This window comes from Lentzea sp. NBRC 102530, assembly GCF_030269365.1.
Classification (GTDB): domain Bacteria; phylum Actinomycetota; class Actinomycetes; order Mycobacteriales; family Pseudonocardiaceae; genus Lentzea.
Genome location: NZ_BSTF01000034.1, coordinates 21,157 through 42,988, shown reverse-complemented (window position 1 = coordinate 42,988; position 21,832 = coordinate 21,157). Strand labels below are relative to the sequence as shown.

Below are 21,832 nucleotides of genomic sequence, written 5' to 3'. Positions count from 1 at the left end.
CCATCACCCTTGATCTGCAGCGCGCGGACGTTCTTCTTGGCCTCGTTGACCAGCGGCGCGGTGGTCGCCCGCATGGCCTTGCCGAGCTCGCGGGCGATCTTGTTCTCACCGGCGGCCTTGAGCTTGCGCGCCAGGTCCTTGAACTCCGCGGTGCCGCGGATCTCGACCCGCGCCACGGGGTCAGCTCGTGTTGCGCGCGATGCCGGTCGGGTCGGACAGCGGCCACGACACACCGGTGGTCGCGAGCTCGCCCACGCCGTTGCCGAACGGGTTGTGCTGGTTGGCCAGGTACGAGCCGACGTACTCGGGGTTGGTGGCGGCGATCGACGCCGTGGTCGGCCGGACCTTGATGACGATCACCCCGCCGAACGCCGCGGCGAGCGTGGCGTCGATCGCGGAGTTCGCAAAGTCCTGGTTGAACTGGATGCCGATCGTGGAGTCCTCCAGACCGGCGATCCGGGAGCGGCCCACGTCGCCCATCGCCGTGTCCTCCAGCGCTTCGAACTCGCGCGGGAGGTTGACGTTGGTGACGTAGTCGGACACGTCCACGCTGTTGATCTCGACGCGCGCGTCGATGAATGCAAGGCTCACGGCGGGTTCCTCACTTGATGCCCGCGACACACGCGAGCTCGAAGTCACCGGAGATCGCCGTCACGCGCAGGCGATACCAGGTGTCGGTGATGGGGCCGGCGACGCGCGTTCCCCAGACCCCGCCCACGGCGGTGATCGGGCCGAACGTCATCCGGGTGGTGGCGCTGCCGAACGTGTCGTCCTCGTCGGACTCCAGCACGGCGGTGATCGAGGCACCGGCGCTGAACACGTGGAACGCGGCGTAGAGGTAGCGGCCGGCGTCGACCTCGCCGAGCTCGAACGCGGTGCCGGTGGCGCCGGTGGCGCTGACCACGGCGTCGTTGGTCTTGAGCACGCGGCCGCGCACGCGGCCGCCGGTGCGGACGCTGCCGGCGCCGCGTCCGGACTGGGCGCTGAGGCTGAACGGGACGAGCTCGCCGACGTTGCCGAACGTCTGGTAGTTGAACGTCCTGGCCTGCCAGAAGTAGGCGACGCTCTCCTCTTCGCCGTCGACGGACTGGGACAGCGGCTGAGCGGTGGCCAGGCCGTCGAACGCGACGTCGTCGACCTCGCCGTCGCCGTAGACGGCGAACCCGCTGACCGAGGTGGTCGCGGTCTCCAGGCCGGCCACGCGGGAGCGGCCGCGCATCCGGAACCGGGTGTCCTCCAGGGCGTCGACCTCGAACGTCGTCTGGGTCTGGTTCGAGTCGCCGGTGAGGTCGTAGCCGCCCAGCCACGTAGTCACGTCAAGCGCGACGTGCGTGGCCACGGGTCACTCCGCCTTCTGCGACGCCGGCGCCTTGGCGGGCTTCGCGGGCTTCGCGGGCTGGACCTTGATGTGTCCGGCGTAGACGAGCTGCATGACGTTGACCTGCAGCGGGTCGAGCCGCACGGTCTCGCCGGGGTCGACGGACTCGTTCGTGATCGAGTCCGTGATCCGCAGTTCGCCCACGACCTCGGCGACGACGGGCTCGCCCATCACGTCGGAGACGTAGTGCTCGCGGCAGTGCTTCTCGTGCGGCCGCTTCTTCGGGTCCCAGCGGGAGATCCCGACGGCGACCTCGTAGCAGTCCTCAACCGCACACTTCTTGATCTTCATTGGGCAGGCTCCAGACAGGAGAAAGGCAAGGGACGCAACGGATGTGGCGCGCGACTAGGTAAGGACAGACACGGTCGTCACGTCGTAGGTGAGGACGGCGAACGCGCCCTCGTCGTCGACGTCCGAGTCCACGTCGACCCCGGTCACGCGGATGAGCTCCAGGCCGGGCACACCACCGACCGAGAACGCGGTCGACAGGGCGTTCTCGATCTCCTCGCCGATCTCGACGCAGCGAAGCTCGACGTCGTAGGGGTCGGCGCCGGGCCGCTCCACCACGACCATCAGGCGGAACGTGATGGTTTCCTGGCGCGCGTGCTGCGGCCGGCCGCCCTTCATGGCGTGGAACGCGTGGCTGCCCTCGGCGCGGCCGGCGTGGACGAGCTCACGCATCGGCACGCGGCCGGGGTAGTGGTAGGAGACCTGGACCCCGGTGCCCTCGAACGTCGTGGTGAGCAGGTCGATGACGGCCTTCTTGGCCTTGACTGCGTTGGTTCCGGCCATGTCAGCGCCGCCCCCCGTGAAAGATCGAGTCGTGCTGCGGGTTGAAGTCGAGCGTTCGAGACGCCGGCGAGCTCGCTCCCCCGCCACCGCCCCCGCCACCGGATGAGCCGGTGGACTCGGCCGACAAGGAGCGCAGCGAGTACCGGCTGTAGATGCCGTCTACGAACGGCAGCCCGGTGCGGTAGGCGTCCGGGAGCGTCACCCGGTACGTGGTGCCGTCCGTGGTGGTGAAGGACTTCGCGCGGTCCGGGGTGTTGGTCTTGCCGACGTTGGCGAACGACCGGAAGCGGACGAGCATCGCGCGTACCAGGTCGGCCGCCGGGGCGTTGAGGCCGTGCTCGTACTCGACGATCACGTTCCCCCGCCCCGCGGTCCACGTGCCGCCGTCTACGCGGCGCAGCACGCGGTCCGGGGTGACGACCAGGGCGGCGAGCTGTTCGGTCGTCAGCGGCGTGTACGTGCCGTCTGCGCGGGGTGCCACGCGCACGGCGCGAACGCGGCGGATCTCGTTGTCGTCGAGGATCAGCTCGTCGGTGCCGGTGCCGTCGAGGACCAGCCGCCGGTAGCGCGGGGTGAACGCGCGGTCGCAGATCTCCTCGACCTCGGCCTCGGTCTGCAGCCGGGCCTCGCGCAGTGCCGCGGTCGGGTACTGCGTGGTGTTGGCCAGCGACGCGTCGGCGGCGCGGCCCTGCTGCAGGGTGAACAGGTGCGCCCCGCACACCTCGACGAGGTCGTCCTCGACCACGGTCGTGCCGTCGAGCGTCGCCGTCCACCTGGCCGTGAGCTCGCCGAGGACGGACTGTCCGGGCAGGACGAACGTGTACCTGCCGTCACCGGCCGCCGTGGCGTTTCCGCTTGTGACGGCGGTGTTGTTGGCGTCGGTGACGGCCACGGTCACGGTGCCGGTCGGTGACGCCGGCGTCTCGCCGTCGAGGTCGAAAAAGGTGTGGTCGAGCTGCGCGCGCGACGTGCGGGCAACGCGGCTGGTGGGCACGATGAACCCCCACGGGTGAGAGGTTGGGAACCGGGCGGGTGGGCGGGGGCAGCGACCACCCGCCCGGCGGTCTGTCAGCCGAGGCGGATCGAGCCCTCGACGGCGCCGGACACCACGTCGACGTAGATGCCGCTCACGGCGCGCACCCCGAAACCGTCGAACAGCACGTCGAACGTCTCGTTCGCGGCGAGGCGGATCGTGGCGAGCAGGGTTCCGCTGGCGGCGCTGGCGTTGTCGTAGATCCGCACCACGGCGGTGGATCCGGCCGTCTCGCTGATCGCGGCGCCGCGGTAGAACGCGGGCCGGGCAGAGACGACCTGGTCCGAGCCGGTGAGTGCGATCGCCGTTGCGGCGGCCGCGCCCATCAGCGGGCCTGAACGGTGACCTGGACGACGCCGTCGGGGCAGGCCAGGCCGGTACCGGTGTTGACCTTGGAGACGGTGAGCACGTCGCCCTCGGCCAGGTTGCGGATGCCGGACGCGCCCAGCGTCATGTCCTCGGACACGAACGCCGTCGAGTTGGTCGCGGCGTACGAGCGCGACGCCGGCAGGTTCGAGCCCGACCCGTCCGAACCGCGGTTGCGCAGGTTCAGCGTGAAGTAGTTCGAGCCGTCGGCGGTGACGGCGGCCGCCGGGATCCACCGCGCGGCGACGATGCGGCACCGGAACGGCACCTTGACGCCCGACCACTCGTCGGCGTTGCCCGCCGTGGACTGGCCGAGCACCGGGATCGTCAGCGTCTGATCGCCGACGAGGTCCTTCTGCTGCATGGGAAAGCTCCGATCGGAGGGAAAAGGTCCAGGGACGACGACGGCCCCGCGGCGTTAGGCCGCGGGGCCGGTCAGGGAAGCTGCGATCACTGGGTGCCGCGGTACACGCCGCGGTGTTCCAGGACCGTTCCGGAGTAGACGTGCCGGATCTTGATCTCCAGCCGGTCGGCCGCGAACGTCGACCCGCTGTTCGGGTCGGACTGCGTGAAGAACTCCGGGTCCTGCTTGCCGTCGAGGAACCCGACCTCGATCGTCGGGCACAGCGACGGGTCGGCGAACAGGAACCAGTCGTTCGCGTCGCTGTAGTACGGGACCTTGATCGGGATCAGGCCCTGGTGGTAGTTCGGCGTGTTCGACGGGCCCGCCGGGGTCGACGGGATCGCCACGGCCGAGGTGCACAGCTGGTGGGCGATCTCGCCCAGAGCCGACGGCACGATCAGGAACTTGGGCTGGATCGCGAGGATGTCGGAGCTGTCGCCGTAGGCGGCCTGGGTCTCCATCGCGGCGCGCGCGGTCGACAGGCCCGTCTGCGACAGGGCCACGGCCGAGGTGTTGCCGTGCGAGGCGTGGAACCACGCGACGGAGTCGTACGTGGTGGCGGCGTTGGTGACCAGCATGTCCCACACGAAGCGGTAGAGGGTCTGCGCCGCGGCGAGGCCCAGCTTGGTGGGGATCTTCGAGATGGCCCGCACGTCGTCGTTGCGGATCATCTCCCAGGTCAGGATCTCGATCCCGCCCCGCTTGGTCACCGCGTAGGTGGCTTCCTCGTCACCGGGCGAGGTGAGCGGCTGGTAGGTGCCGCCCTCCAGCACGTCCGGCAGGACGCCGTAGCCACCGATGCGGTTGACGCGCTGCGTGCGGAAGTCCGTCACGGTCGGCGTCGAGCTCACGATCTGGCGCCAGGTCTGCAGATCCGGGCGCGCGTACTCGGCGATCGCGCGCCGGGTGACCGAGTCGCCGAGGACCTGGGCCCACGAACCGGTGTCGAGCGACTCGGACTGGTGCTCGGCGGAGTCGAACGGGACCTGGGATTCCCGCAGGATCTTGCGGGCGAAGTCCCCGCCGAACGCGACCGGGCGCTTGCCCGTGATGTCGATGTAGGCCTCGACGAACGAGGTGTACCCGCCGGCGGAGTTCGGCGTGAAGAACAGGTCGAGGGCGTCGCGCTTCTTCTCGAACGACTCCTTGGTGACCTGGACGCCGGACGTGCCGCCGACCGACGGCGTCAGGCCGGCGCGCTCCAGCGACGCGTACATCGTCTTGAGGCTGCCCAGGTGCGCGGCGACCACGGACTCGCTGATCTGCTTGGGCAGGGCGTCGGTCACCGAGGTGACGAGGTCGGCGGGCAGGCCGGCGTCCTCGACCATGCCGCGGATGAGCGCGCGGCCGGAGTAGGACTCACGGGCGAAGGTCGCCTCGACGGTCTCGGTGGGCGCGGCCTCGGTGGCGGCCACCACGGCGGGCGCGGCGTTCTCCTCCACCCGCTGAACACCCGCGGCCGCGAGCTGCTCGGGGGTGGCGTTCTTCAGTGCTTCCTTGAGGGTCTGCTCGGCCGTGGACTGGGCCATGTCGGTCTCCTTGCTGGGGGTCGGGCCCGCGGCCGGTGCCGGGGTGGGAGCGACGTCGAGGTGGATCCCGCCGGCGAGCACGCGTTGCGCGAGGCCGCCGGCGGCGGGGTCGCTGACGACGTCGGCTGAGAACACGCGGGTGATCGCGGTCGCTTCGCGGGCCGTCTTGCCGTCGGCGGTGGTGATCGGGCGGAAGGTGCCGAGCACGTCGTGACTGATGCCGGCGGTGGGCTTCAGTCCGTCGGCCTGGGCGGCGAGCGCGGCGTCGAGGACCTCGGCGGCGTGCGTGGCGCTGGGCAGAAGGACGAGGTCGGCGTCGAGTCCCTCGGCCGAGGCGGTCACGTTGCGGTAGTGGCCGACGAGACCGGCGATGGTGCCGCTCTTGAGCTCGTCCGTGGACCTATGTCTGTCGTAGGCCTTGGCGCCCTCGTACATCGGCGCTGCGGCCGCGAGCACGGCCTCGGTGTAGTGGGTCCCGTTGAGGGACATCCCGGTGGAGATGATCCGCACGCGGAAGCTGCGGCCGCCGGTGCTGGTGGCCTTGTTCGCTTCGAGCACGCGGAGCACGTGGCCGGTGAGGTGGTCACGCTCGCCGGGCTGTGCCGACTCGATCGCGGCCGCGAGCTCGGCGTCGGCCTGGCCCTCGTCGCCGGTCTCGGTGACCAGCGGCACGTACGCGCGGGCGACCTGCATCGGGTCGCCGAGGGTGACGCCGCCGTTGCTGATCGAGTATTCGCACTGCCACAGGGCGAACGTGCCGTCGGCGGCCGTGCCCTCGTACACGACGTGCGTCGCCGTCATGTCGGTGATCCACACGTACGAGATGCCGCTCGCGCGGGTCCTCATGCGGAGCGCCTGGCGGACGAGCGACTGCACGTCGTCGAACGACGGCACCCCGGCGACGAGAGCCTCTGTGGCCGTCGTGGGGGTGTCCGTCATGCGTCATCGCCCCCGGCGTTGTCCGCGGCCGCGAGCAGGGCCGTGAGGTCCTTGGACAGGCCGGCGCGCGGGCCGTCGGGGCGGGCGCCCTCGGCGGCCAGGGCCAGGCGGGCGCGGGCGACGTCGTCGCCGACCCACTCCATGACGGTCTTGGCGGAGCCGTCCGGCACTTGCTCGAGCACCGGCTCGACCTGCACGGGCTCGGCCGGGGTGGGCACGTAGACCGGCGGGAGAACGAGCTCTTCCTCGACCGGCGTCGGCGGGAGCTCGTTCTTGGCCTGCTCGATCGCGCGCTCGACGACCTCGGCGACCTCGGCGACGACGTCGGCACCGACCGAGCCGCGGCCGACGTTCGGCCCGAACGCCCTGGCGAGGTCGGCGAACTGGACCATCGGGTTGAGGGCGTGCGCGACGGGCGAGAGCTTGTCGACCTTCTCGCCGTTGAACACGGTCACGAGGCCGTTGTCGTGCACGATCGCGTGGGTTCCGTCGTGCATCTCGACGAGCTCGCCGCCGACCTGTGGGTCGTGCTCCCCCACGCTGACGATCTCGCGCGTCTTCATGCCGAGGGCGCGGGCCGCGCGCTCGACGCGCTCGGCGCGCTCGGCGGCGAGCTCCTCCTCGTCGACCTCGACGACGTCGAGCTGCCGCGTCTGCTCTTCGGGTGTTTCGGGCATGGCGAAATCCCCCTCGTGGGGTTGAAGAAGTGGGTGGCGGTGAGGTGGGGCGGCGCGGCTACAGGTAGCCGGGCGAGAGCCGCGCGAGCGGCGAGGTCTCGGTCGCTTCGGGTTTCTGCGTGGCCTCGACGTGCGTGGCGACGTCGTCGGCGTTGGCGTCCGGGGAGTCGAGCGAGGCCACGTACGGCACGCCCATGTACTCCTCCCACGCCTTGCGTGCGGCGAACTTGGCCGCCTCTGGCGTCATCACGCCGTGCTCGATGAACGTCTTGATGCCGGTCGCCAGGTTCAGCAGCGTCTGCGCGCTGATCTGCGCGTCGGCGGCGGCGACCTCGGGTCCGCTCACCCGTACCGACATGGCGGCCGGGATCTCGTACTCCTCACCGGACTTGGGGTTGCGGGCCTTGACCAGCCTCGGCAACCGTCCGGCGCGGACGCCCTGGTCGACGGCGAAGCGGACAAGCTCCTGCACGTGGTTGAGGTAGACGCCCTGCACGCCCTGGATCCGCCGGCGCACCGGCTCGGCCATGCTCTGCGACGTCGCGCGGTTGGCGTCCTCGGGTTCGGCGAGCCACACCTTGGACAGGCCGGCACCGGCGGCGACCTCGGTCAGCACCGACGCGGCCGCCTTGCTGTCCTCGTAGGCGCCGGTCTGCGCGGTCTGGGGCTTCCACTCCACCTGGTCGTTGTGGACCTCGATCGAGCCGGACGGCGGGGCGTGCAGGCCGCCGCGTTCCCGGACGAACGTCGCCACGGCGCCGGCGTCGCCGTTGACCTTGACCGTCCACACCAGGTAGCGGGCGAGCGCGGTCCGGTCGACGAGGTTGCTCAGCACGGTGTCGTAGCTGTCGAGCTGGTCGAGCACGGTCGACAGGAACGGCTGCGAGCGGACGTCCATCAGCGTGGTTTTCCACGGTGCGAACCACAGGGCCTGGCCCGCGCGGAGGTTGTCGTGGTCGTCCACCGCAGCGATGCGGCGGAACGTGTCCGTGCCGTTGCGGCGGAACAGGACCTTGTCCGGCCACAACGGGTTGCCGTGCAGGTTCGTGATCTCGGTGATGCTCTCGACGGCGACCGGGCAGAACCGCGTGACGCCGGTGAGCGTGCCGACCATCAGTTCGAGCAGCTGCTCGCCGTTGATCAGCGCGTCCCGGAACATCAGGGGTTGGATCTCGCCGACCTTGTTCCGCGGGTCCTGCCAGAACTCTTCGACGTAGCGGTGCACAGCGTCGTTGTCGGCCTGCCACGTCACCCCGGAATCGCCGACACAGAACGAGGTGTACGTGTCGATGATGGCTTTCGCCATCGGGTTGGCGCGGTAGGCGTTCACGCTGTAGGCGCGGAGTTTCTCCAGCGTCCACAACGGAATCCCGCGCGGTCCGCCGGACCCCATGCGCGCCCACCCGGTGTCACCGTCGATCGGGTCGACGACACCGTGACCGCCCAGCGACGCGCCGGTCGCGGCGAGCTGCGCGGCGTTGACCTCGGACGCCCTACTCGGTGCGTCCGGCCAGAACCACGACCCCACGTCAGCCCGCCTGTGCGGTCGACGCGGCCGCCGGCGCCGGTGCTGCAGCGGCCGGGGACTCGGCCTCGCGCTTGGCGGCGGCCTGGGCCTTGACGTGGCCCAGCCACGACAACCCGACGCACACCAGCGACGCGACGGCGAGCGACCACCACCATGAGCCGGTGAGGCCGCCGACGGCGAGGACCAGGCCGACGACGCCGACGAGACCGAACAGGTTGCTGGTGAGCTCGCGCGAGGGCGCGGGCACGGTGAGCGTGACCATGCGGGGCACTCCCTACAGTTGGAGCCGACCGGACGGGCGGAAGAAGTTCGCGGCCTGGCCCTGGTCGACGGGTGCTGTGTTGGCGGCCGCGGGTGCCGCCGTCTTCTCGTTGAGCGCGCCGTGTTCGATCGCGACACCGCGGGCGTAGTAGGCGAGGACGGCGGCGACGGCGGCGTCGATGAGCTGGTCCTTCCGCTTCTTGCCGAGGCGGAGGTAGTACTCAGGGATGCCGTTCTCGTCCTCGCGGTTGGGCTTGCGCTTGCCCTTGACCACCGCGGCGGCCTGGACGTGCTGCGTGAACACCTCGTCGCCGTCGTGGGTGAGGTCGCCGTGGCGGTAGGCCTCCTGCCACAACCGCAACGCGGTGTCCATGCGGGTCTCGATGTTCGTCGGGAACTCGACGACCTGGTCGGGGAACAGGCCGGACCAGATGAGGCAGTACTCCTGCCACTTGAACGGGTCGGCGAACATGAACCGCACGTCGTAGGCCTCGAACGCGTCGACCACGGTCTTGTGCACATCGGCACGCGGGACGATCCCGCCGTGGTCGGCCGGCACCCAGATGTTCTGCCGGAACAGGCGGCCATCACGGATGCGGCAGGCGATCAACGCCGTGGCGTCCTTGGAGCGGCTGCCGTCGAACCCAAGGGTGATGGGCTCCTTGGGCTTGAGCGGGTCGACGTCGAGCTCGCCGGGCAACGGCCGGGTGAGGGCCTGCCACTGGGCCGGGACGACGAGCGAGCTCGCGCCGCCGATGATCTCCTGCAGGTAGAACCGCCGGACCTCGGCCTCGCCCATCGCCTTGTTCTGGACGTCCTGGCGGATGCGGCGTTCGGACACCCACCCGCCGTTCGCGCGGGCGCTGTCGCCGTAGAGGTAGATCACCTCACGCTCGACGGCGGCCGAGTCGTCGATGTCGACCTCAACGCGCGGTTGCCGGTAGTCGATCCACACGTCCTCGGCCTTGGCCTCGTACGTGAGCTGAGCGGCCGACATTTCCGTTGGGTCCCAGGGGTTCGTGATCTCGAACCACTGGCCGCCCATGCCGCCGACGTTGCGCTTGATCGCGCGGGCGAACGTGACGCCGCCGGTCGGGGTGGTGCCGGTCAGCAGACCGGACTCGGTGATCGACACGAAGGTGAAGCGGCCGCCGAGGCGCGACTTGGCGTTCGAGGTCAGGGGGTCGATCCACCCGACGCCGGGGAGCTTGGTGCGGGTGTCGCCGACGTCGAGCCCTGGCGTGTCCGCGAGCGGCCCGTGTTCGAGCATCGTGACGATCGGCCGGTACGTGTTGTCCGTCTGCACGTCCGCCACCGCGGCGATGGCGATCCACGGTGACGGGTGCGGCCGGCCGACGGGTTCGCCGTGCGCGTCCCAGCCGTCGAAGATGATCGGCGCGAACGCGTTGGCCAGGCACCGCGTCGCCGAGAACGGGTCCTTTCCCCACTTCTGCGGGCGGACAAGCTGCGTGCCGGAGTAGACGTTGGCGTCGGTGTCGTCCCCAGGCCGCGCGTCCGGGCGGAGCCGGTGAGCGAACAGGAGATGCCGGGTCATCTCGTCGGTGAGCTTGTACGGCTGATACATCCGGGGGCCGTCGGGGATGATGCAGTTCGCCTCGATCCACTCGGCCACCTGGTAGCCGAGGGTCGGAAACTCGCCCTTCTCTTCCGGACCACGCCAGGGCATAACTCACCCCCAGCGCTCCACCCCGATCGGGCGGTTCTGCCTCGCGGCATCGGCGGGCGCTGCTACCGTTGGCGCAGCACGATTTCCCCGCGTGAGCGGGGGTGGCCCTTGGGCGTGGAAGGGACAGACGTCCCAGTGAATCGTGCGACTCCCCGCGTACGCGGGGGTGCGCCGGATGGCACGCAACCGGCGAGGATCTCGACGAGAACGCGCAGGCCCCGGAACCGCTTAGCGGTTACCGGGGCCTCGTCCGTTCCGCCTCGCGACGCCGTTCAGGTAGAACCGGGCCGGTACCTCACGGCCGTCGACAGAACGTGGACCGTATGTGGCCTTGATCCACTCGACCTGCCACTCGGCGAGCTCGACGGAGACGGCACGCCGCACCCACTCGGTGACTTCGTCGGGGTCGAGCGTGAACACCGGCGGCGTGAACCGGAAGTGGTGGGACTCGTCGATGGTCTGGCCCCACCGGTGGTTCGTGACCTGGCGTCGCACTTCCTCGGCAGTCACGCGGGCCATCCACCACTTGTCCTCGTCGGACGGGTAGGACGGGGCGGCGGGGGCCTGGTCCTCGTCGAGGGCGCCGGCCTCGCGGCGGATCTCGTCGAGGATCTCGCGCGACGGCTCCCAGGGCGGCGTCCACTGCCACAGCTCGTCGAGGCCGCGGGCGACGTCCTGGCGGAGCTCCTCGAACGCACGCCGAACCACGCTCTCCCTGAACAGGAGGCCACCGGGCGACAGGTTGGCCGTGACCACGTCGTCGCAGTCACCGAACAGCGGACCCGGCATCGTTCCTCCCGTCACAGGCTGAACGCTTCCACACGGGACTGGTGGTAGGCGACGAGCTCGGGCGGCGCGTCGTCGCCGAGCTCGGCGAGCTGCTCGCGGTGGTAGGCCTCGCGCCGGGCCCGTTCCTGCTCCGCGAGCTCGGCCTCGGTGGGGAGCTCGGTCGGGGGCAGCTCGGTCACGACCGTGAGCCGGTCTGCGCCAACGTGGACCGAGGGCGTTCGCTCGCGTGCGCCGTAGGCACGGTGCACGACGTCGACCCACACGCGGCCGGACGGAGTGAACCCGCTGACGATGCCCTGCACCATCGCGACGGACCGGCCGACCGAGGCGCCGTAGATCACGGTCGCGCCCTCGACGACTGGCGTCCCGCGCCAGTCGCGCGGCACCTCGTCGTCAGGCATGGCGATCCGCCTCGGGGACCGGAAACCAACACCGGTCGTGCCCACGGTGCCGCACCGGCAGGCCGCCAGGTCGCTCGAACGGAAGGTCCCCGCGCGCGAGGTCGAGGTCTTCGCGACCGGGGGCCCCCAGCTCAAGGCCACATCCGGTGCACGTCACCGGAAACACGTCCGGCAACCACTCGTAGCACTGGACGACGGGGGCGTCGCAGCACGACGACAACACGGCCCACGAGAGCCGCGCCGGGTCAGGTTCAGGCGTCGGCAGGGGACGAAGCCACACCGACAACCGCGTGAGATCAGCCAGCATCGTCGACCGCCTTAAGTCTGGGCCGGGTCGGCGCCGGTGGCGCGGCCGCGGGCTGCGTGCGTTGGGTGCGCTGGTCGGCGACCTCGTCGCGAACGATCTGCCACCGCAAGCGGAGCAGGGCCAGCGGCGTGAGGCCCAGCCGATCGGCGTGCTGCCGTGCTTCCTTCGCGGCGTCGAGGTCTCCCCCGCCGGCGCGCACGGACCAGCGGACGTACATCGCGACTTCGCGTGTCCACTTCTGCCGGTGCCACTCGACGGCCTGGGGCGTGCCCCAGAGCTCGGCCCAGAGCTCGGCCTCGGCCTCGTCCTGCCCGGCGATGATTTCCTCGAGGACGAGCACGCGCTCGCGTGCGGCGTCGAGCTTGTCCGGACTGACCTTGCGGCCGGCCTCGGCGTCGTCCTCAAGCTCGGCCTTGCGCTCGCGGGCGATGGTGAGCCGGGCTCGTAGGACGAGGTCGGTCTTGAGCGGGAACCGCGGCGGCGGGTCGAGGCGTCCCTCGGCCGGGAGCTTGGTCATCGCGACCGTCGCGTTGCGTCGTCTGGCGTGTCCAGACGGTTCCGGACCCATTCCGGCCATCACACCCCCTCTGAACTGCGGATATAGCTTCTAGGTGATGTGCATCGCCCGATGATCTTTCGCGCGGAAAACCCCCAGACCCGTACACAGAAAAAGGGAGCTAAACGCGGGGTCGCGAAAGCCCAGGTCAGAGGGATATCAGGGGGGCGGGCCCCTGACCTGCGGTTATGTGCGTTTTCGCAGGTCAGAGCGTTGTCTAAAGTGGATCAACCGCACTGGCTACCCCATATGGCCTAGGGCTTGGTGCTGGTCCTCAGCCACGAGGTCAGGGCGCTGAGCCACCACCGACGGGGAGGACAGGCAGCCGACCAGTCGCACGGGTGAGGGCTCGACCTCGTGGGCCAGCCCACCAGGTCCTCACCGCAGTGTGTGCATCGCAGACGCACGACGCGCCACCGTTCGAGGTAGCTCCGCGTGTGAGCCCAGGCCAGCCACAGCGGAGAGCGCGACTGCAGGTACTCGCCGTGCTCGTTGTCGAACCAGTGCGGTGTACCGATCCCCAACGGCCAGATGTAGAACTCCAGCACCGTTGCTTGGGCACCACGCTTGCGGATGTGGCGAGCCATTGCTCAGCGCTCCCAAGGGTCTGGGGCCTGCGGGTCGGGCCCAGGCTCGATGCATGGCCGCCATACCCAGTCGGTCGCGAGCAGGTCCTCGTGTGTCGGGGACCAGGACGCCACGACCCCATCGGGCTGGACCACGTCGAGGTGTGGCGAGTAGGCAATCTGCTCGCCCACCAGCTCGGGCAGCGCGAGACCGAGCGGCCGGTCGCGCTGCACGGTGATGGTGGAGCCAGGGACCAGGACGAGCCACTCGTCGCGGGGCCAGGCCTGCCGTCGTGCCGTGGCACCGATCTTCAGCACGGCCATCACGACGCCGATCTCGGAGCCCTCGTTGTTGGACGAATGCACGGTTCACCTCGCGAGTGGGCAGAGTGCAAGAGGTGCTCTGGTCAGCGGCGTGCGCCTTTGCGTCCGTTGCAGGTGCGGCACAGCACGCCCAGCGGACCGTCCTCGGCGCCGCCGGCTGCGACCGGGTCGACGTGGTCCGCGGTGAGGTCGTCCGACTCGTGAGCGGGCACGCTCCAGCCTGGACACCACGGCCCGTGCTCGGCGACGTGCGCGTCGACGGCGGCCGCGCGGCGCTGCCGTTCTGCGTGGGTGTACGGCCTGCGTTCGCGCTTGCCTTGGGTGCGGCCGCGGTCGACGACGGCGGCGCAGGACAGGCATCGCCTCGCGGTGGTGAGCTCGAGGCAGGGCTGCTCGGGCAGGCCGAGGCAGGGCCGGAGCGGCATCAGCCGATGGCCAGGCCGAGCCGCTGACGCAGCGCCGCCCACTCGTCGAGGTAGTCGTCGAGGACCTTGACCGCCTGGCGGGCCTGGCCCATCACCTCGCACACATCGCGGGATGCCTCGGGGTCAGCCGGGTCGCCGTAGTGCTGCGACGTCATGGTGTCGACAGCGCGGGCGATGCGGCGGTTCTGCTCGACGCGTACGTCCGCCAGGCGGGTCTGCACGAACGCGAGGCGGTGGCGGTCGCGCTGGCGCTGCGTGAACATCACGTCCACCTCACTCATGGTCGTAGGCGTGCATCGCGAGGGCGGACAGGGCGTGGTGCGGGAAGAGGCTGCACGGGGCGGCGAGCCGGTCGACCTGGCCCCAGCGCACAGGCACGGGCTTGGTCTTGCCGGTGTCGACGAAGTAGCGGCGGTTGCGGGTGTCGACCTGCACCACGACGCCGTGGTCGCGGCTGCCGGGCAGGGGCACCCGGTCGCCGACCCACCAGGCCTGGCGTGGCCACTGGCCGTGGGTCTTCTCCTCGATGACCGCGGCCGCGGTGCGGAACAGGTTGGCCAGTGCGGAGCGGGCCGCGTGGTCGACGAGACGCGGCCCGTCGGTGACGAGCTCGTCGTCGGTGCGGGCGTGCAGTGGCACCTGCAGGTTGCCGAGGCTGACGGCGGTGTTGCCGATCATCAGCGTGATGGGCACGACGGTGTGCGTCGGCTGAGCAGGGACAGGGGCCACGACGACCTCCTAGGCGGGGTGTGGGTCGACGTCGTGCGGCCCTGATTCGTGAATCGCGAATCGCGATGGGGAGCGCCGGGCCACGGCGGCGCCGCGGCGTCTACGGACCCGTGGCCCGGCGCTGGTTGGTGTGGGCGAGGTTGAACCCCTGCAAACGACGAAACCCCCGCGCCGGTGGCTGCGGGGGTCGTCCGAGGTGTGTTGTGGGCAGAGCTCGCCTCACTGCAAACAACCATTACACGTGGTGGGAGGGCTGGTCAAACACCGGTTCAGCCGGCACGTCGTTCAGCGATCCGGTGCGCGAGCGCCAGGACGTCGCCGAGGCGGTAGCGGGGCCGGCCGTCGGGGTGGGTGTGGTCGGTCTCGATCTCTGGTGGGCGTTTGCCGCGCCACCGGGCGGCCTGGCGGAGGGTGTTGACGTTGATCGTCGTGTCCGCGAGCAGGGGCAGCGCTGCGGTGGCCTCGGCCGCGGTCGCGAGGTAGTCCTCGGCGGCCGCCAACATCCACTCGCGGCGTTCCTCGACGAGGTAGCTCGTGCGGGAGTACTGCGCTTCGTGGATGGTGCACCGACTGGTGCACTGTTCGCCCGGTTCCTGGTGGATGGAGCACGAGGCCGGGGCGATGAGGAACAGGCACTCGTCGTTCGGGCAGAGAACCTGGGCCTGGCCAGGGCGCGTGTACATGGCGGTTCCGCAGTAGTCGCATCCGCCGACGTACCAGCGTGCAGGGGCGCGGTCGATCACGTGCCGGGTGCGGCCGACCACGTGCGTGATCTCGTCGAGGGCGTCGACGACGTCGACCAGGCGGACGAGCTCGTCGAGGTGGCGGGCGAGCCAGCTCGCGGCGCGGGCGGCGAGGCCTGCGGCGGGGACGATGGCAGCGGGGTCGTCGTGGTAGCGCGCTGGCGTGACCTGAACGACCTTCTCCACGGTGACCTTGCCGTCTTCGTCGGTGGTCTTGGCCTCACGTTCGACGATGCGGGTCGGCACGGCGACGACGTGCGAACGCGCGTGCCGGGGCGTCGGGGGAACCTGCTCGGCGGCGAGGGCGACGGGATGGCCGAACTGGTCGAGTGGGAGCTTGAGCGTGCGGGCGAGCTCTCCAGCCCACGTGGCGATCGTGTGCCCGAGGGCGAACTCGGCCTCGGCGCCGTTCCAGGAAAACGGCAGAGGGCGCGCGGCAGAGCGTCCAGCCTCTGTGGCGGCCTGCAGGCGGTCCTGGCGGGCGATGGTCACGGCGAGCTCGGTTTCGAGCGCTGGCACGCGCGTGAGGGCCTTGAACAGGGCGCCGGTGTGGTTGTCGCACAGGTGGCCGGCCGTGGCGGCGAGCTCGCACTCGTCGGCCCAGCATCTCGCGCTCGTCTGCACCACGGCAGACACCTCCTTGCGGCGCTGCGGGTGGGTCGAGCCCTGAACATGGCGAAGCCCCCGGCACCGAGGGGGTGGTGCCTGGGGGCTTCGCGGGGCTACTTGACGTGAGGCATAGCTGTCCTCACTGCGTGAGAGTGTCGCAGCAGGTCAGCGGCCTGGTCAAGCAGCCTCCCCATCGTGCGCATCGCCGTCCTGGCCGACGGCGCGCGCTTCGGATTTGGCTTGTGCCCAGGCGATGCAGTCCCCCAACCGGTACCGAGGCCTGCCGTCTGGATGGGTGCGGTCTGGGTGTACCTCCTTGCCGAGCGCGCTACGGAAGGTGGAGTAGTTCCACCTTGTACCCGGAGGCGCGAGCATGGGAACCGCTCGGGAGGCTTCGGCGGCCGTCACCATGTAGTCCTGGGCCGCATCGAGCAGCCACTCGCGGCGTTTCCGCACGTCGTAAGAGGTGCGGACAGCTTGATCGGCCAACTGGGTGGTGGTGACACAGTCGGGGTTCGGACAGAGCACGTGCTCGGCGTCCGGCGGGGCGTACATGCTGGTGCTGCACAGGTCGCACGGGCCGACGTACCAGCGGGCCGGGGAGCGGTCGATCACGTGTTGGGTGCGGCCGGCGATGAACGACAGCTCGTCGACGAGCTCGCCAGCGTCGAGGGCCTGGTGGGCGAGGTCGAGGTGGGCGAGCAACCAGCGAGCGGCGCGGGCGGCGGGGCCGGGCTGGTAGGGCAGGCTCGCGGGGTCGTCGTGTCGGCGGGCGTCGCGGTATTGGTAGACGACTTTCCCGTGAGGACCCTCGGGGTAGAGGGCGACCATCTCGGCGGGCACGGCGGTGAGGTGGGCCCGTGCGTGGCGTTGGGGCGGGGGGACGACAACGGCGTCGAGGTCAAGTTCGATACCCGCGCGGTTCGCTACGTAACGTGACCACTTGGACACGGTGTCGACCAGGGCGCGGCGGGCTTCGCTGCCGGTCCAGACGAGCGGTGATGGCCGTTCGGCCGACCGGGCGCCGCTGATGCGTTTAGCGATCCGGGCCTGTCGGCTCATGGTGATGTCGAGATCATCCTCGACGCGAACGATGCGGACCAGAGCACTTGCCAGCTGGTCCATGTGGGTGGCGCAGATCTGGACGTCGTCCGCGTGGGGCGCGGGACAATCCCGGACGGCGCAGAGATCGGCGACCGTGCTTGGCTCTCGCATTCGGTCACGCTCCTCGGTGCTCCATCTGGGCGCACAGTCGCATTTATGTACCGAGCGTGACAAACCGATTGGGCCATTAGGCTGAAAACTGATGCCGTACGGCCGTTATTTGAAACGGCAAACATCGCGGTGACGATATGGGACGAAGCGGAGCCGAAACGAACACGCGTTCGACTCAAATTACTGGGCGGTAGCTTTTGCGTGGGGCGGGCTGCCACCAACATGCGAGAGGGCCGACCAGCCCGCGTCCTTAGCCAGGGGGGACGCGGACCGATCGGCCCTCTTGATTGTGGGGCGAACTGGCGCTTGGGTGACCACGCGCACACTGAGTGAAACTACTGCCCGGTAGCTTTGGTTACGGCCTTGGTCGGATAAGACGAAGCTTCGGCCGGGGCATCTCGATACCCAGCGCGGCACCAGCCGCCTGGTCAAGGTGCAGCTGACGCTGGGTGGCACCGTCCCTGCAGCTCTGCGGCAGGTGGCGGCACACGATGAACTCGTCCTCGTTGACCGGATCGGTCAGGATCTCGACGTGACGACTAAGGATCTCGTCCCAGCTTCGACCGTTGTAGTCGGCGCCGCAGAGCTTGCAAACGGGGTCGGTGAACCCATGCTCGCTGAGCAGCGCCTCCAGCGCGCGGCGCTGGTCGACACGTGGCGTGGTGATCCATCCGCACCAGCAGCCGGCACGGACTCGCTTGCCGGAGGGCAAGTAGCCCGAGGGCAGGTGGACGCGCTTCGGACCAGCGGGATTCGACATGGTGGGGGAGCTCCTTCTCAGGGTCTGACCAGTTCTGCGGCCACGTCGTTGAGGGCGCGTGCCTCGGCCTCGTCGCGGTCCGCGTCTTCACGGACCCGCTGGGCCTCGCGGCGCATCGAACCGGCCAGGTCGTCGAGACCGCGCTCGTCGTACGCAGCGGCGGCGCGTTCGAGGTTCTCGGCCTGCGTCAGCCGATCGGCCATGTACGAGCTGAGGTTCTCGGCAGTCCGGCGGAGCAACCTGACCTTTGACTCCGGCGTCATCCAGTCCGCTTCCAGCCGCGGAAGCAGCGCTTCGAGCGCACTGCCAGGGCCGGGCGTTGACGCGGCCGCCTGGGTCAAAGAGGAACTCTTTGGCCTATCTTGCTCTGCACCAGCGAGCCGAGCAGCCGTCTGCTGCGCCAGCGGCCACACGTCCGCGGGGTCTTCCATGTCGTCGCGCTGGACCTCTGCCCAGAGGTGCACAGCCTGGTAGTCCCGCACCGTGTAGAAGCCGGGGTATCCGGCGTCCCACTGCTCAAGGACCTCCTGTTCGGTGCGCGTGCCACGCACGTCAACAAGCAGTCCATCCGGCCGGCGAACGAGGTAATGGCTGGTGTCGCCCAACTTCGAGCTGTGCAGGCCGACGATCGGCCAGCCGGTTCGAGCGTGCAACGCCAGCGCCAGCGCGTGGCACTGGCCGTACTCGAACACCTCGGCAACCGTGCTGCATCCCTCTGGCAGGACTGCGGCCTCGTCGCCCGTCACAGCCCTCTCACCTGCTGCGGGTCGAGGCCATCACGAACGCGGACCTTGCTGTCGAGGCGGTTCACCACGACGGCCAGCACGTCGATCGGGACGGTGTCCTGGTTCCACACGGCCTTGCAGGACGCGCACGAAACGCTCAGCTGCGTGTCGTCCTCGGTCTCGCCGGGGATGAACGTCCCCAGCAGCGCCGCGCCTGGGTGAACGCACGCGGGCGCGCTCACGAGACACGACCAGCTATCCGGGGCTGCTCGGTGATGAGGTCGTCATTGGACCCGACGATCATCTCGCGCGAGGTGCACACCTCGTCGTCACCGAACATCAGCTTGGCCACATACCGGCCGGGAACGCCGCCGAAGTCATTCCTCAGATGCCTAATGCGGCTGTTCCAGATCACGAGCGCCTCGCGGGCCGACGACGTCGGCTGGTCAAGATCCCTGTCCCAGGTCCCGCCCTCATACACCTTTTCGATGATGAAACCGCTCCGCGTGACGCCGTCGTCCCAGCGCAGCAGCACCACCCTGCTGGGTTCGAGCACGTTCTGTGCCCAGTCCTCTGCAGCGCTGCCCAGGGCATCCTGCAGCAGGTAGTAGAACGGGTTGTCGTGCACCGATCCCTGGTCGAGCAGGCTCTGTTGTGCGCGGACGTAGGCCCTCGTCATGTTGAGCGCGCGCTCGTTGATCGGCTTGCTGCTCAGGTAGCCGTTGGCGCGCACGATGTCGTTGAGCTTGACGAGCGGCTCGAAGTGGTCAGGGCTGACCAGGTAGCCGACGGTCTTGTTGTAGTTCGTGAGGCAGACGGGAGCGCCGCCGTTCTGCAGGCCGCGCATGATCTGCCCGGACTTCGCGCGGAGCGCGCTCGTGGGGACCTGGTCGAACAGGTCGAGAGAGTCTTCCATGTTGCCCATGTTGTCTAAGTTGGACAACATGGGCAATACACCTACTGGGTGAAGGCTGGCGCGCGCCAGGCTGTTCCGTTTCCTCACGAACACCAGTACGAACGCCGCCGACGTCGCGTCGGCCGGTATCGGGTGCCGGTTTCCGGTTCGGCGTGTCGGGTTGCCTTGTGCGCCTTGGCTTCGTCGACGAGCCGTTTCCGCTGTTCCTCGCGTCGCGCTGCGGCGGCCGCCAACTGCTCCTGAACCGCGGCCTTGCCGTCGGCTGCCGGCGTGGCCTCGTCGGGCGCGACGGCCTGGTCCTCGTCGTCGGCGGGCACGTGGTCGCACCGGACCACGACGTCAGGGTTGCCGTCCAACGGCGTCCAGCCCTCGGCGTCGCAGCGCGAACAGGCGTCGATCGCGATTCGGTGGGCCCTGCGGTGGCGCTCGTCGTGCCGCCGGGCGTTGTAACGCTCGACGTGGTCGACCGCGTCGCGCAGGTCCTCGACGCTGGCGAACTCCGCACGCGCGGCCGCGGCCGCCACTGCGGTGTTGCCGTTGGGCCGGTCACCGGTGGCAGGCCAGAGGCGCAGCGCCGCTCGGGTCCAGCCGCCGGCGTTCCCGACGCCGCCGATGCTCGGCTTGCGGCCGCCGTCGTAGGCGATCGCGGCGACGAGCTCGGCGTCGGTCCAGCCCGCGAGCACGTGCTCGCGGATGAGCCGGGCCAGGTTGGACATGGTCAGGCCACGGCGCAGCTGGTCAGGCAGCACACCACCCGACATGGTGGCCTCGCCGTGCTGAGGCAGGCCTAGCAGGCGGCGAGCTGCACGTACGGGACGTGCCGCACGACTTCCGGACTGATTCGGACCCCCCGGAACCCCTCGAAAACCCTTCTCGTATGAGCCGCCCGAAGGGCGTCGTTCATCCACAACCCCGCTGGGAACTGGAAACTGCTCCTCTTTCTTATCCAAGACGGATGGGGAGGAACTTTTGACCGAACTCGCAGGTCGGAGCGGGTTCAGCTCGTCCGGCAAGGCGCCAGCCCTGAGCCGCTCGATGGCCTCGCGCTGGCGCTCAGAGCGACGCTGGCGCGCTGCGGCGAGCTCGTCGGGGTTTCCCCGTGGGTACGCGGGGTCCGTGCTCTCCGGGCCCTCGGGGACGCGAAGTTCGTAGACCTGGCCGATGTGGATGACGCGCTGCGGGGGAGGCAGCGCGTCATCCTGCTCGGCCACCGCCCGAAAGGGCGCGAACGAATCAGGCAAGGGGGGGGCGGGCAGGCCTGCGGCCTTGGCGGCGAGGACGGCCTTGCGGTGGGCGATCGCTTCCTCGCGGCGCTGGCGCCGGGCTTGCTGCAGCAGGTCCTCGCGGCGTTCGCGTGCCGTGGCCTCGTCCGGGTGCTCGTCGACCGGGCGGTCGAGTACAGCGGTGGACGTAGTGCCGCCGACAACGACGGCCAGGAGGCCGCGCTCGTAGAACCAGCCGAGCAGTTCACGCACGTAGCGCGCGGTGCAGCCAAGGAGCTCGGCGAGCTCGTCTTGGGTCACGCCGCCGCGGGTGATGGGGCGGCCGGCCCGGTCAACGGAGGCGACGAAGCGGAGCGCGATGGCTCGCAGTTTGGTGACCTTGCGGTCCTGGAAGGTCTCACGCATCACGCAGCGCTCGAACTCGTCGAGCCAGACCTCGGCGCCCTCGTTGCACGCCCGGGTTCCTGCCGGTGCCGTGCGGGTGACCGTGGCGTCGTACAGGGTCTTGCGCACCGTGCGGGGTAGCCAGCGGAGCCGCTCCCAGCGAACGCCGGCGTGGACGAGTGTGCGGTCCCAGAGGCCGAGCTCGTCGTGCCAGACGCGGGCCTCGGCGCGGTAGTCCGCGACGGGGTTGGGGTCCTCGGCGACGGGGACGAAGTCGTCGACCGCATCGGGGCCGTGGGCGACGGGGCCGTCGTGTTCCCACCAGTGGAAGTCACAGACGACGAGCTGCTCAGCTCCGAACGGAGCAGGGCGCAGCCTGCCTGGGCGCGCGCAGATCAGGCAATCGGTTGGAACCGAATTGAGACGGTCGGGCGCGCTCATCTAGCAGCCTGACCAGGAATAACACCGGTTTGATCTTCAACCGGAAGGGTGAAACGAGACACAGCGGCCACGCTTTCCCGGCGTGGCGCGAAGTAAGGCGTACCTGAATGTCAGAGCAGGCCGCTA

27 protein-coding genes are annotated in these 21,832 nt (G+C 69.8%); all 27 read right to left on the bottom strand.

Translation table 11 applies throughout. The features are described 5' to 3' along the window. Positions 1 to 180 precede the first annotated feature (180 nt). The 27 genes from QSK25_RS44355 to QSK25_RS44225 all read right to left on the bottom strand — a co-directional run bounded on the left by QSK25_RS44355 (position 181) and on the right by QSK25_RS44225 (position 21,706). Complete coding sequence (locus QSK25_RS44355) at positions 181 to 591, bottom strand: hypothetical protein (protein WP_285647638.1); 411 nt, start codon at positions 589 to 591, stop codon at positions 181 to 183. A gap of 10 nt (positions 592 to 601) precedes the next feature. Beyond that, positions 602 to 1,339, bottom strand: a complete 738-nt coding sequence (locus tag QSK25_RS44350) for a hypothetical protein (protein WP_285647637.1) — start codon at positions 1,337 to 1,339, stop codon at positions 602 to 604. 3 nt (positions 1,340 to 1,342) lie between these two features. Further along, positions 1,343 to 1,669 (bottom strand): hypothetical protein, encoded by a 327-nt coding sequence (locus QSK25_RS44345; RefSeq protein ID WP_285647635.1) that lies wholly within the window; start codon positions 1,667 to 1,669, stop codon positions 1,343 to 1,345. A gap of 54 nt (positions 1,670 to 1,723) precedes the next feature. Further along, the gene (locus QSK25_RS44340) at positions 1,724 to 2,170 is read right to left on the bottom strand and encodes a hypothetical protein (protein ID WP_285647633.1); all 447 of its coding nucleotides are present in this window, start codon (positions 2,168 to 2,170) and stop codon (positions 1,724 to 1,726) included. A gap of 1 nt (position 2,171) precedes the next feature. Then, a complete protein-coding gene (locus QSK25_RS44335; protein WP_285647631.1) occupies positions 2,172 to 3,164 on the bottom strand; it encodes a hypothetical protein in 993 nt (330 codons plus the stop codon). A 74-nt stretch (positions 3,165 to 3,238) separates the two neighbouring features. Continuing rightward, the gene (locus QSK25_RS44330) at positions 3,239 to 3,529 is read right to left on the bottom strand and encodes a hypothetical protein (protein ID WP_285647629.1); all 291 of its coding nucleotides are present in this window, start codon (positions 3,527 to 3,529) and stop codon (positions 3,239 to 3,241) included. Continuing rightward, complete coding sequence (locus tag QSK25_RS44325) at positions 3,529 to 3,933, bottom strand: hypothetical protein (protein ID WP_285647627.1); 405 nt, start codon at positions 3,931 to 3,933, stop codon at positions 3,529 to 3,531. Before QSK25_RS44325 ends, QSK25_RS44330 begins: the two co-directional genes overlap by 1 nt. A gap of 86 nt (positions 3,934 to 4,019) precedes the next feature. Next, the gene (locus QSK25_RS44320; RefSeq protein WP_285647625.1) at positions 4,020 to 6,440 is read right to left on the bottom strand and encodes a phage major capsid protein; all 2,421 of its coding nucleotides are present in this window, start codon (positions 6,438 to 6,440) and stop codon (positions 4,020 to 4,022) included. Continuing rightward, entirely contained in the window at positions 6,437 to 7,117 is a 681-nt protein-coding gene (locus QSK25_RS44315) for a hypothetical protein (protein WP_285647624.1), read from the bottom strand. The genes QSK25_RS44320 and QSK25_RS44315 overlap by 4 nt, the downstream gene beginning before the upstream one ends. Positions 7,118 to 7,175: 58 nt before the next feature. After that, complete coding sequence (locus QSK25_RS44310) at positions 7,176 to 8,645, bottom strand: HU family DNA-binding protein (protein WP_285647622.1); 1,470 nt, start codon at positions 8,643 to 8,645, stop codon at positions 7,176 to 7,178. Position 8,646: 1 nt separating this feature from the next. Next, positions 8,647 to 8,907: a hypothetical protein gene (locus tag QSK25_RS44305; RefSeq protein WP_285647620.1), complete on the bottom strand. Its 261-nt coding sequence runs from the start codon at positions 8,905 to 8,907 to the stop codon at positions 8,647 to 8,649. A 12-nt stretch (positions 8,908 to 8,919) separates the two neighbouring features. Next, positions 8,920 to 10,593, bottom strand: a complete 1,674-nt coding sequence (locus QSK25_RS44300; protein ID WP_285647618.1) for a terminase large subunit domain-containing protein — start codon at positions 10,591 to 10,593, stop codon at positions 8,920 to 8,922. Positions 10,594 to 10,821: 228 nt separating this feature from the next. Beyond that, positions 10,822 to 11,382, bottom strand: coding sequence for a hypothetical protein (locus tag QSK25_RS44295; protein ID WP_285647617.1), 561 nt, complete (start codon positions 11,380 to 11,382; stop codon positions 10,822 to 10,824). A gap of 11 nt (positions 11,383 to 11,393) precedes the next feature. Then, positions 11,394 to 11,783 carry a hypothetical protein gene (locus QSK25_RS44290; protein ID WP_285647616.1) on the bottom strand — a complete coding sequence of 130 codons (390 nt, stop codon included), beginning with the start codon at positions 11,781 to 11,783 and terminating at the stop codon, positions 11,394 to 11,396. Positions 11,784 to 12,079: 296 nt separating this feature from the next. Then, complete coding sequence (locus QSK25_RS44285; RefSeq protein WP_285647615.1) at positions 12,080 to 12,607, bottom strand: hypothetical protein; 528 nt, start codon at positions 12,605 to 12,607, stop codon at positions 12,080 to 12,082. Positions 12,608 to 12,900: 293 nt separating this feature from the next. Next, positions 12,901 to 13,233: a hypothetical protein gene (locus tag QSK25_RS44280; protein WP_285647614.1), complete on the bottom strand. Its 333-nt coding sequence runs from the start codon at positions 13,231 to 13,233 to the stop codon at positions 12,901 to 12,903. A 3-nt stretch (positions 13,234 to 13,236) separates the two neighbouring features. Next, positions 13,237 to 13,578, bottom strand: coding sequence for a Thoeris anti-defense Tad2 family protein (locus QSK25_RS44275; RefSeq protein WP_285647612.1), 342 nt, complete (start codon positions 13,576 to 13,578; stop codon positions 13,237 to 13,239). Positions 13,579 to 13,619: 41 nt separating this feature from the next. Next, a complete protein-coding gene (locus QSK25_RS44270) occupies positions 13,620 to 13,961 on the bottom strand; it encodes an HNH endonuclease (protein WP_285647611.1) in 342 nt (113 codons plus the stop codon). Further along, a complete protein-coding gene (locus QSK25_RS44265) occupies positions 13,961 to 14,242 on the bottom strand; it encodes a hypothetical protein (RefSeq protein ID WP_285647610.1) in 282 nt (93 codons plus the stop codon). Before QSK25_RS44265 ends, QSK25_RS44270 begins: the two co-directional genes overlap by 1 nt. Then, a complete protein-coding gene (locus QSK25_RS44260) occupies positions 14,235 to 14,690 on the bottom strand; it encodes a hypothetical protein (protein ID WP_285647607.1) in 456 nt (151 codons plus the stop codon). The genes QSK25_RS44265 and QSK25_RS44260 overlap by 8 nt, the downstream gene beginning before the upstream one ends. A gap of 269 nt (positions 14,691 to 14,959) precedes the next feature. Beyond that, positions 14,960 to 16,060 carry a hypothetical protein gene (locus QSK25_RS44255; RefSeq protein ID WP_285647606.1) on the bottom strand — a complete coding sequence of 367 codons (1,101 nt, stop codon included), beginning with the start codon at positions 16,058 to 16,060 and terminating at the stop codon, positions 14,960 to 14,962. Between the two features lie 159 nt (positions 16,061 to 16,219). Further along, positions 16,220 to 17,167 carry a hypothetical protein gene (locus tag QSK25_RS44250; protein ID WP_285647604.1) on the bottom strand — a complete coding sequence of 316 codons (948 nt, stop codon included), beginning with the start codon at positions 17,165 to 17,167 and terminating at the stop codon, positions 16,220 to 16,222. A gap of 445 nt (positions 17,168 to 17,612) precedes the next feature. Next, positions 17,613 to 18,017: a hypothetical protein gene (locus tag QSK25_RS44245; RefSeq protein WP_285647602.1), complete on the bottom strand. Its 405-nt coding sequence runs from the start codon at positions 18,015 to 18,017 to the stop codon at positions 17,613 to 17,615. A 17-nt stretch (positions 18,018 to 18,034) separates the two neighbouring features. Then, entirely contained in the window at positions 18,035 to 18,763 is a 729-nt protein-coding gene (locus QSK25_RS44240) for a hypothetical protein (protein ID WP_285647600.1), read from the bottom strand. Beyond that, positions 18,760 to 18,984, bottom strand: a complete 225-nt coding sequence (locus tag QSK25_RS44235) for a hypothetical protein (protein WP_285647599.1) — start codon at positions 18,982 to 18,984, stop codon at positions 18,760 to 18,762. The genes QSK25_RS44240 and QSK25_RS44235 overlap by 4 nt, the downstream gene beginning before the upstream one ends. Continuing rightward, positions 18,981 to 19,658, bottom strand: a complete 678-nt coding sequence (locus tag QSK25_RS44230; RefSeq protein ID WP_285647598.1) for a type II toxin-antitoxin system Phd/YefM family antitoxin — start codon at positions 19,656 to 19,658, stop codon at positions 18,981 to 18,983. The genes QSK25_RS44235 and QSK25_RS44230 overlap by 4 nt, the downstream gene beginning before the upstream one ends. 83 nt (positions 19,659 to 19,741) lie before the next feature. Beyond that, positions 19,742 to 21,706, bottom strand: a complete 1,965-nt coding sequence (locus QSK25_RS44225; protein ID WP_285647597.1) for a hypothetical protein — start codon at positions 21,704 to 21,706, stop codon at positions 19,742 to 19,744. Between the last annotated feature and the right edge of the window lie 126 nt (positions 21,707 to 21,832).

Coding starts and splice junctions, on each gene's coding strand:
- QSK25_RS44325 (WP_285647627.1), bottom strand. CDS start 3,933: ATGCAGCAGAAGGACCTCGTCGGCGATCAGACGCTGACGATCCCGGTG.
- QSK25_RS44285 (WP_285647615.1), bottom strand. CDS start 12,607: ATGACCAAGCTCCCGGCCGAGGGACGCCTCGACCCGCCGCCGCGGTTC.
- QSK25_RS44345 (WP_285647635.1), bottom strand. CDS start 1,669: ATGAAGATCAAGAAGTGTGCGGTTGAGGACTGCTACGAGGTCGCCGTC.
- QSK25_RS44265 (WP_285647610.1), bottom strand. CDS start 14,242: ATGAGTGAGGTGGACGTGATGTTCACGCAGCGCCAGCGCGACCGCCAC.
- QSK25_RS44330 (WP_285647629.1), bottom strand. CDS start 3,529: ATGGGCGCGGCCGCCGCAACGGCGATCGCACTCACCGGCTCGGACCAG.
- QSK25_RS44245 (WP_285647602.1), bottom strand. CDS start 18,017: ATGTCGAATCCCGCTGGTCCGAAGCGCGTCCACCTGCCCTCGGGCTAC.
- QSK25_RS44300 (WP_285647618.1), bottom strand. CDS start 10,593: ATGCCCTGGCGTGGTCCGGAAGAGAAGGGCGAGTTTCCGACCCTCGGC.
- QSK25_RS44305 (WP_285647620.1), bottom strand. CDS start 8,907: ATGGTCACGCTCACCGTGCCCGCGCCCTCGCGCGAGCTCACCAGCAAC.
- QSK25_RS44270 (WP_285647611.1), bottom strand. CDS start 13,961: ATGCCGCTCCGGCCCTGCCTCGGCCTGCCCGAGCAGCCCTGCCTCGAG.
- QSK25_RS44290 (WP_285647616.1), bottom strand. CDS start 11,783: ATGCCTGACGACGAGGTGCCGCGCGACTGGCGCGGGACGCCAGTCGTC.
- QSK25_RS44250 (WP_285647604.1), bottom strand. CDS start 17,167: ATGGACCAGCTGGCAAGTGCTCTGGTCCGCATCGTTCGCGTCGAGGAT.
- QSK25_RS44225 (WP_285647597.1), bottom strand. CDS start 21,706: ATGAGCGCGCCCGACCGTCTCAATTCGGTTCCAACCGATTGCCTGATC.
- QSK25_RS44280 (WP_285647614.1), bottom strand. CDS start 13,233: ATGGCTCGCCACATCCGCAAGCGTGGTGCCCAAGCAACGGTGCTGGAG.
- QSK25_RS44230 (WP_285647598.1), bottom strand. CDS start 19,658: ATGGAAGACTCTCTCGACCTGTTCGACCAGGTCCCCACGAGCGCGCTC.
- QSK25_RS44320 (WP_285647625.1), bottom strand. CDS start 6,440: ATGACGGACACCCCCACGACGGCCACAGAGGCTCTCGTCGCCGGGGTG.
- QSK25_RS44340 (WP_285647633.1), bottom strand. CDS start 2,170: ATGGCCGGAACCAACGCAGTCAAGGCCAAGAAGGCCGTCATCGACCTG.
- QSK25_RS44295 (WP_285647617.1), bottom strand. CDS start 11,382: ATGCCGGGTCCGCTGTTCGGTGACTGCGACGACGTGGTCACGGCCAAC.
- QSK25_RS44315 (WP_285647624.1), bottom strand. CDS start 7,117: ATGCCCGAAACACCCGAAGAGCAGACGCGGCAGCTCGACGTCGTCGAG.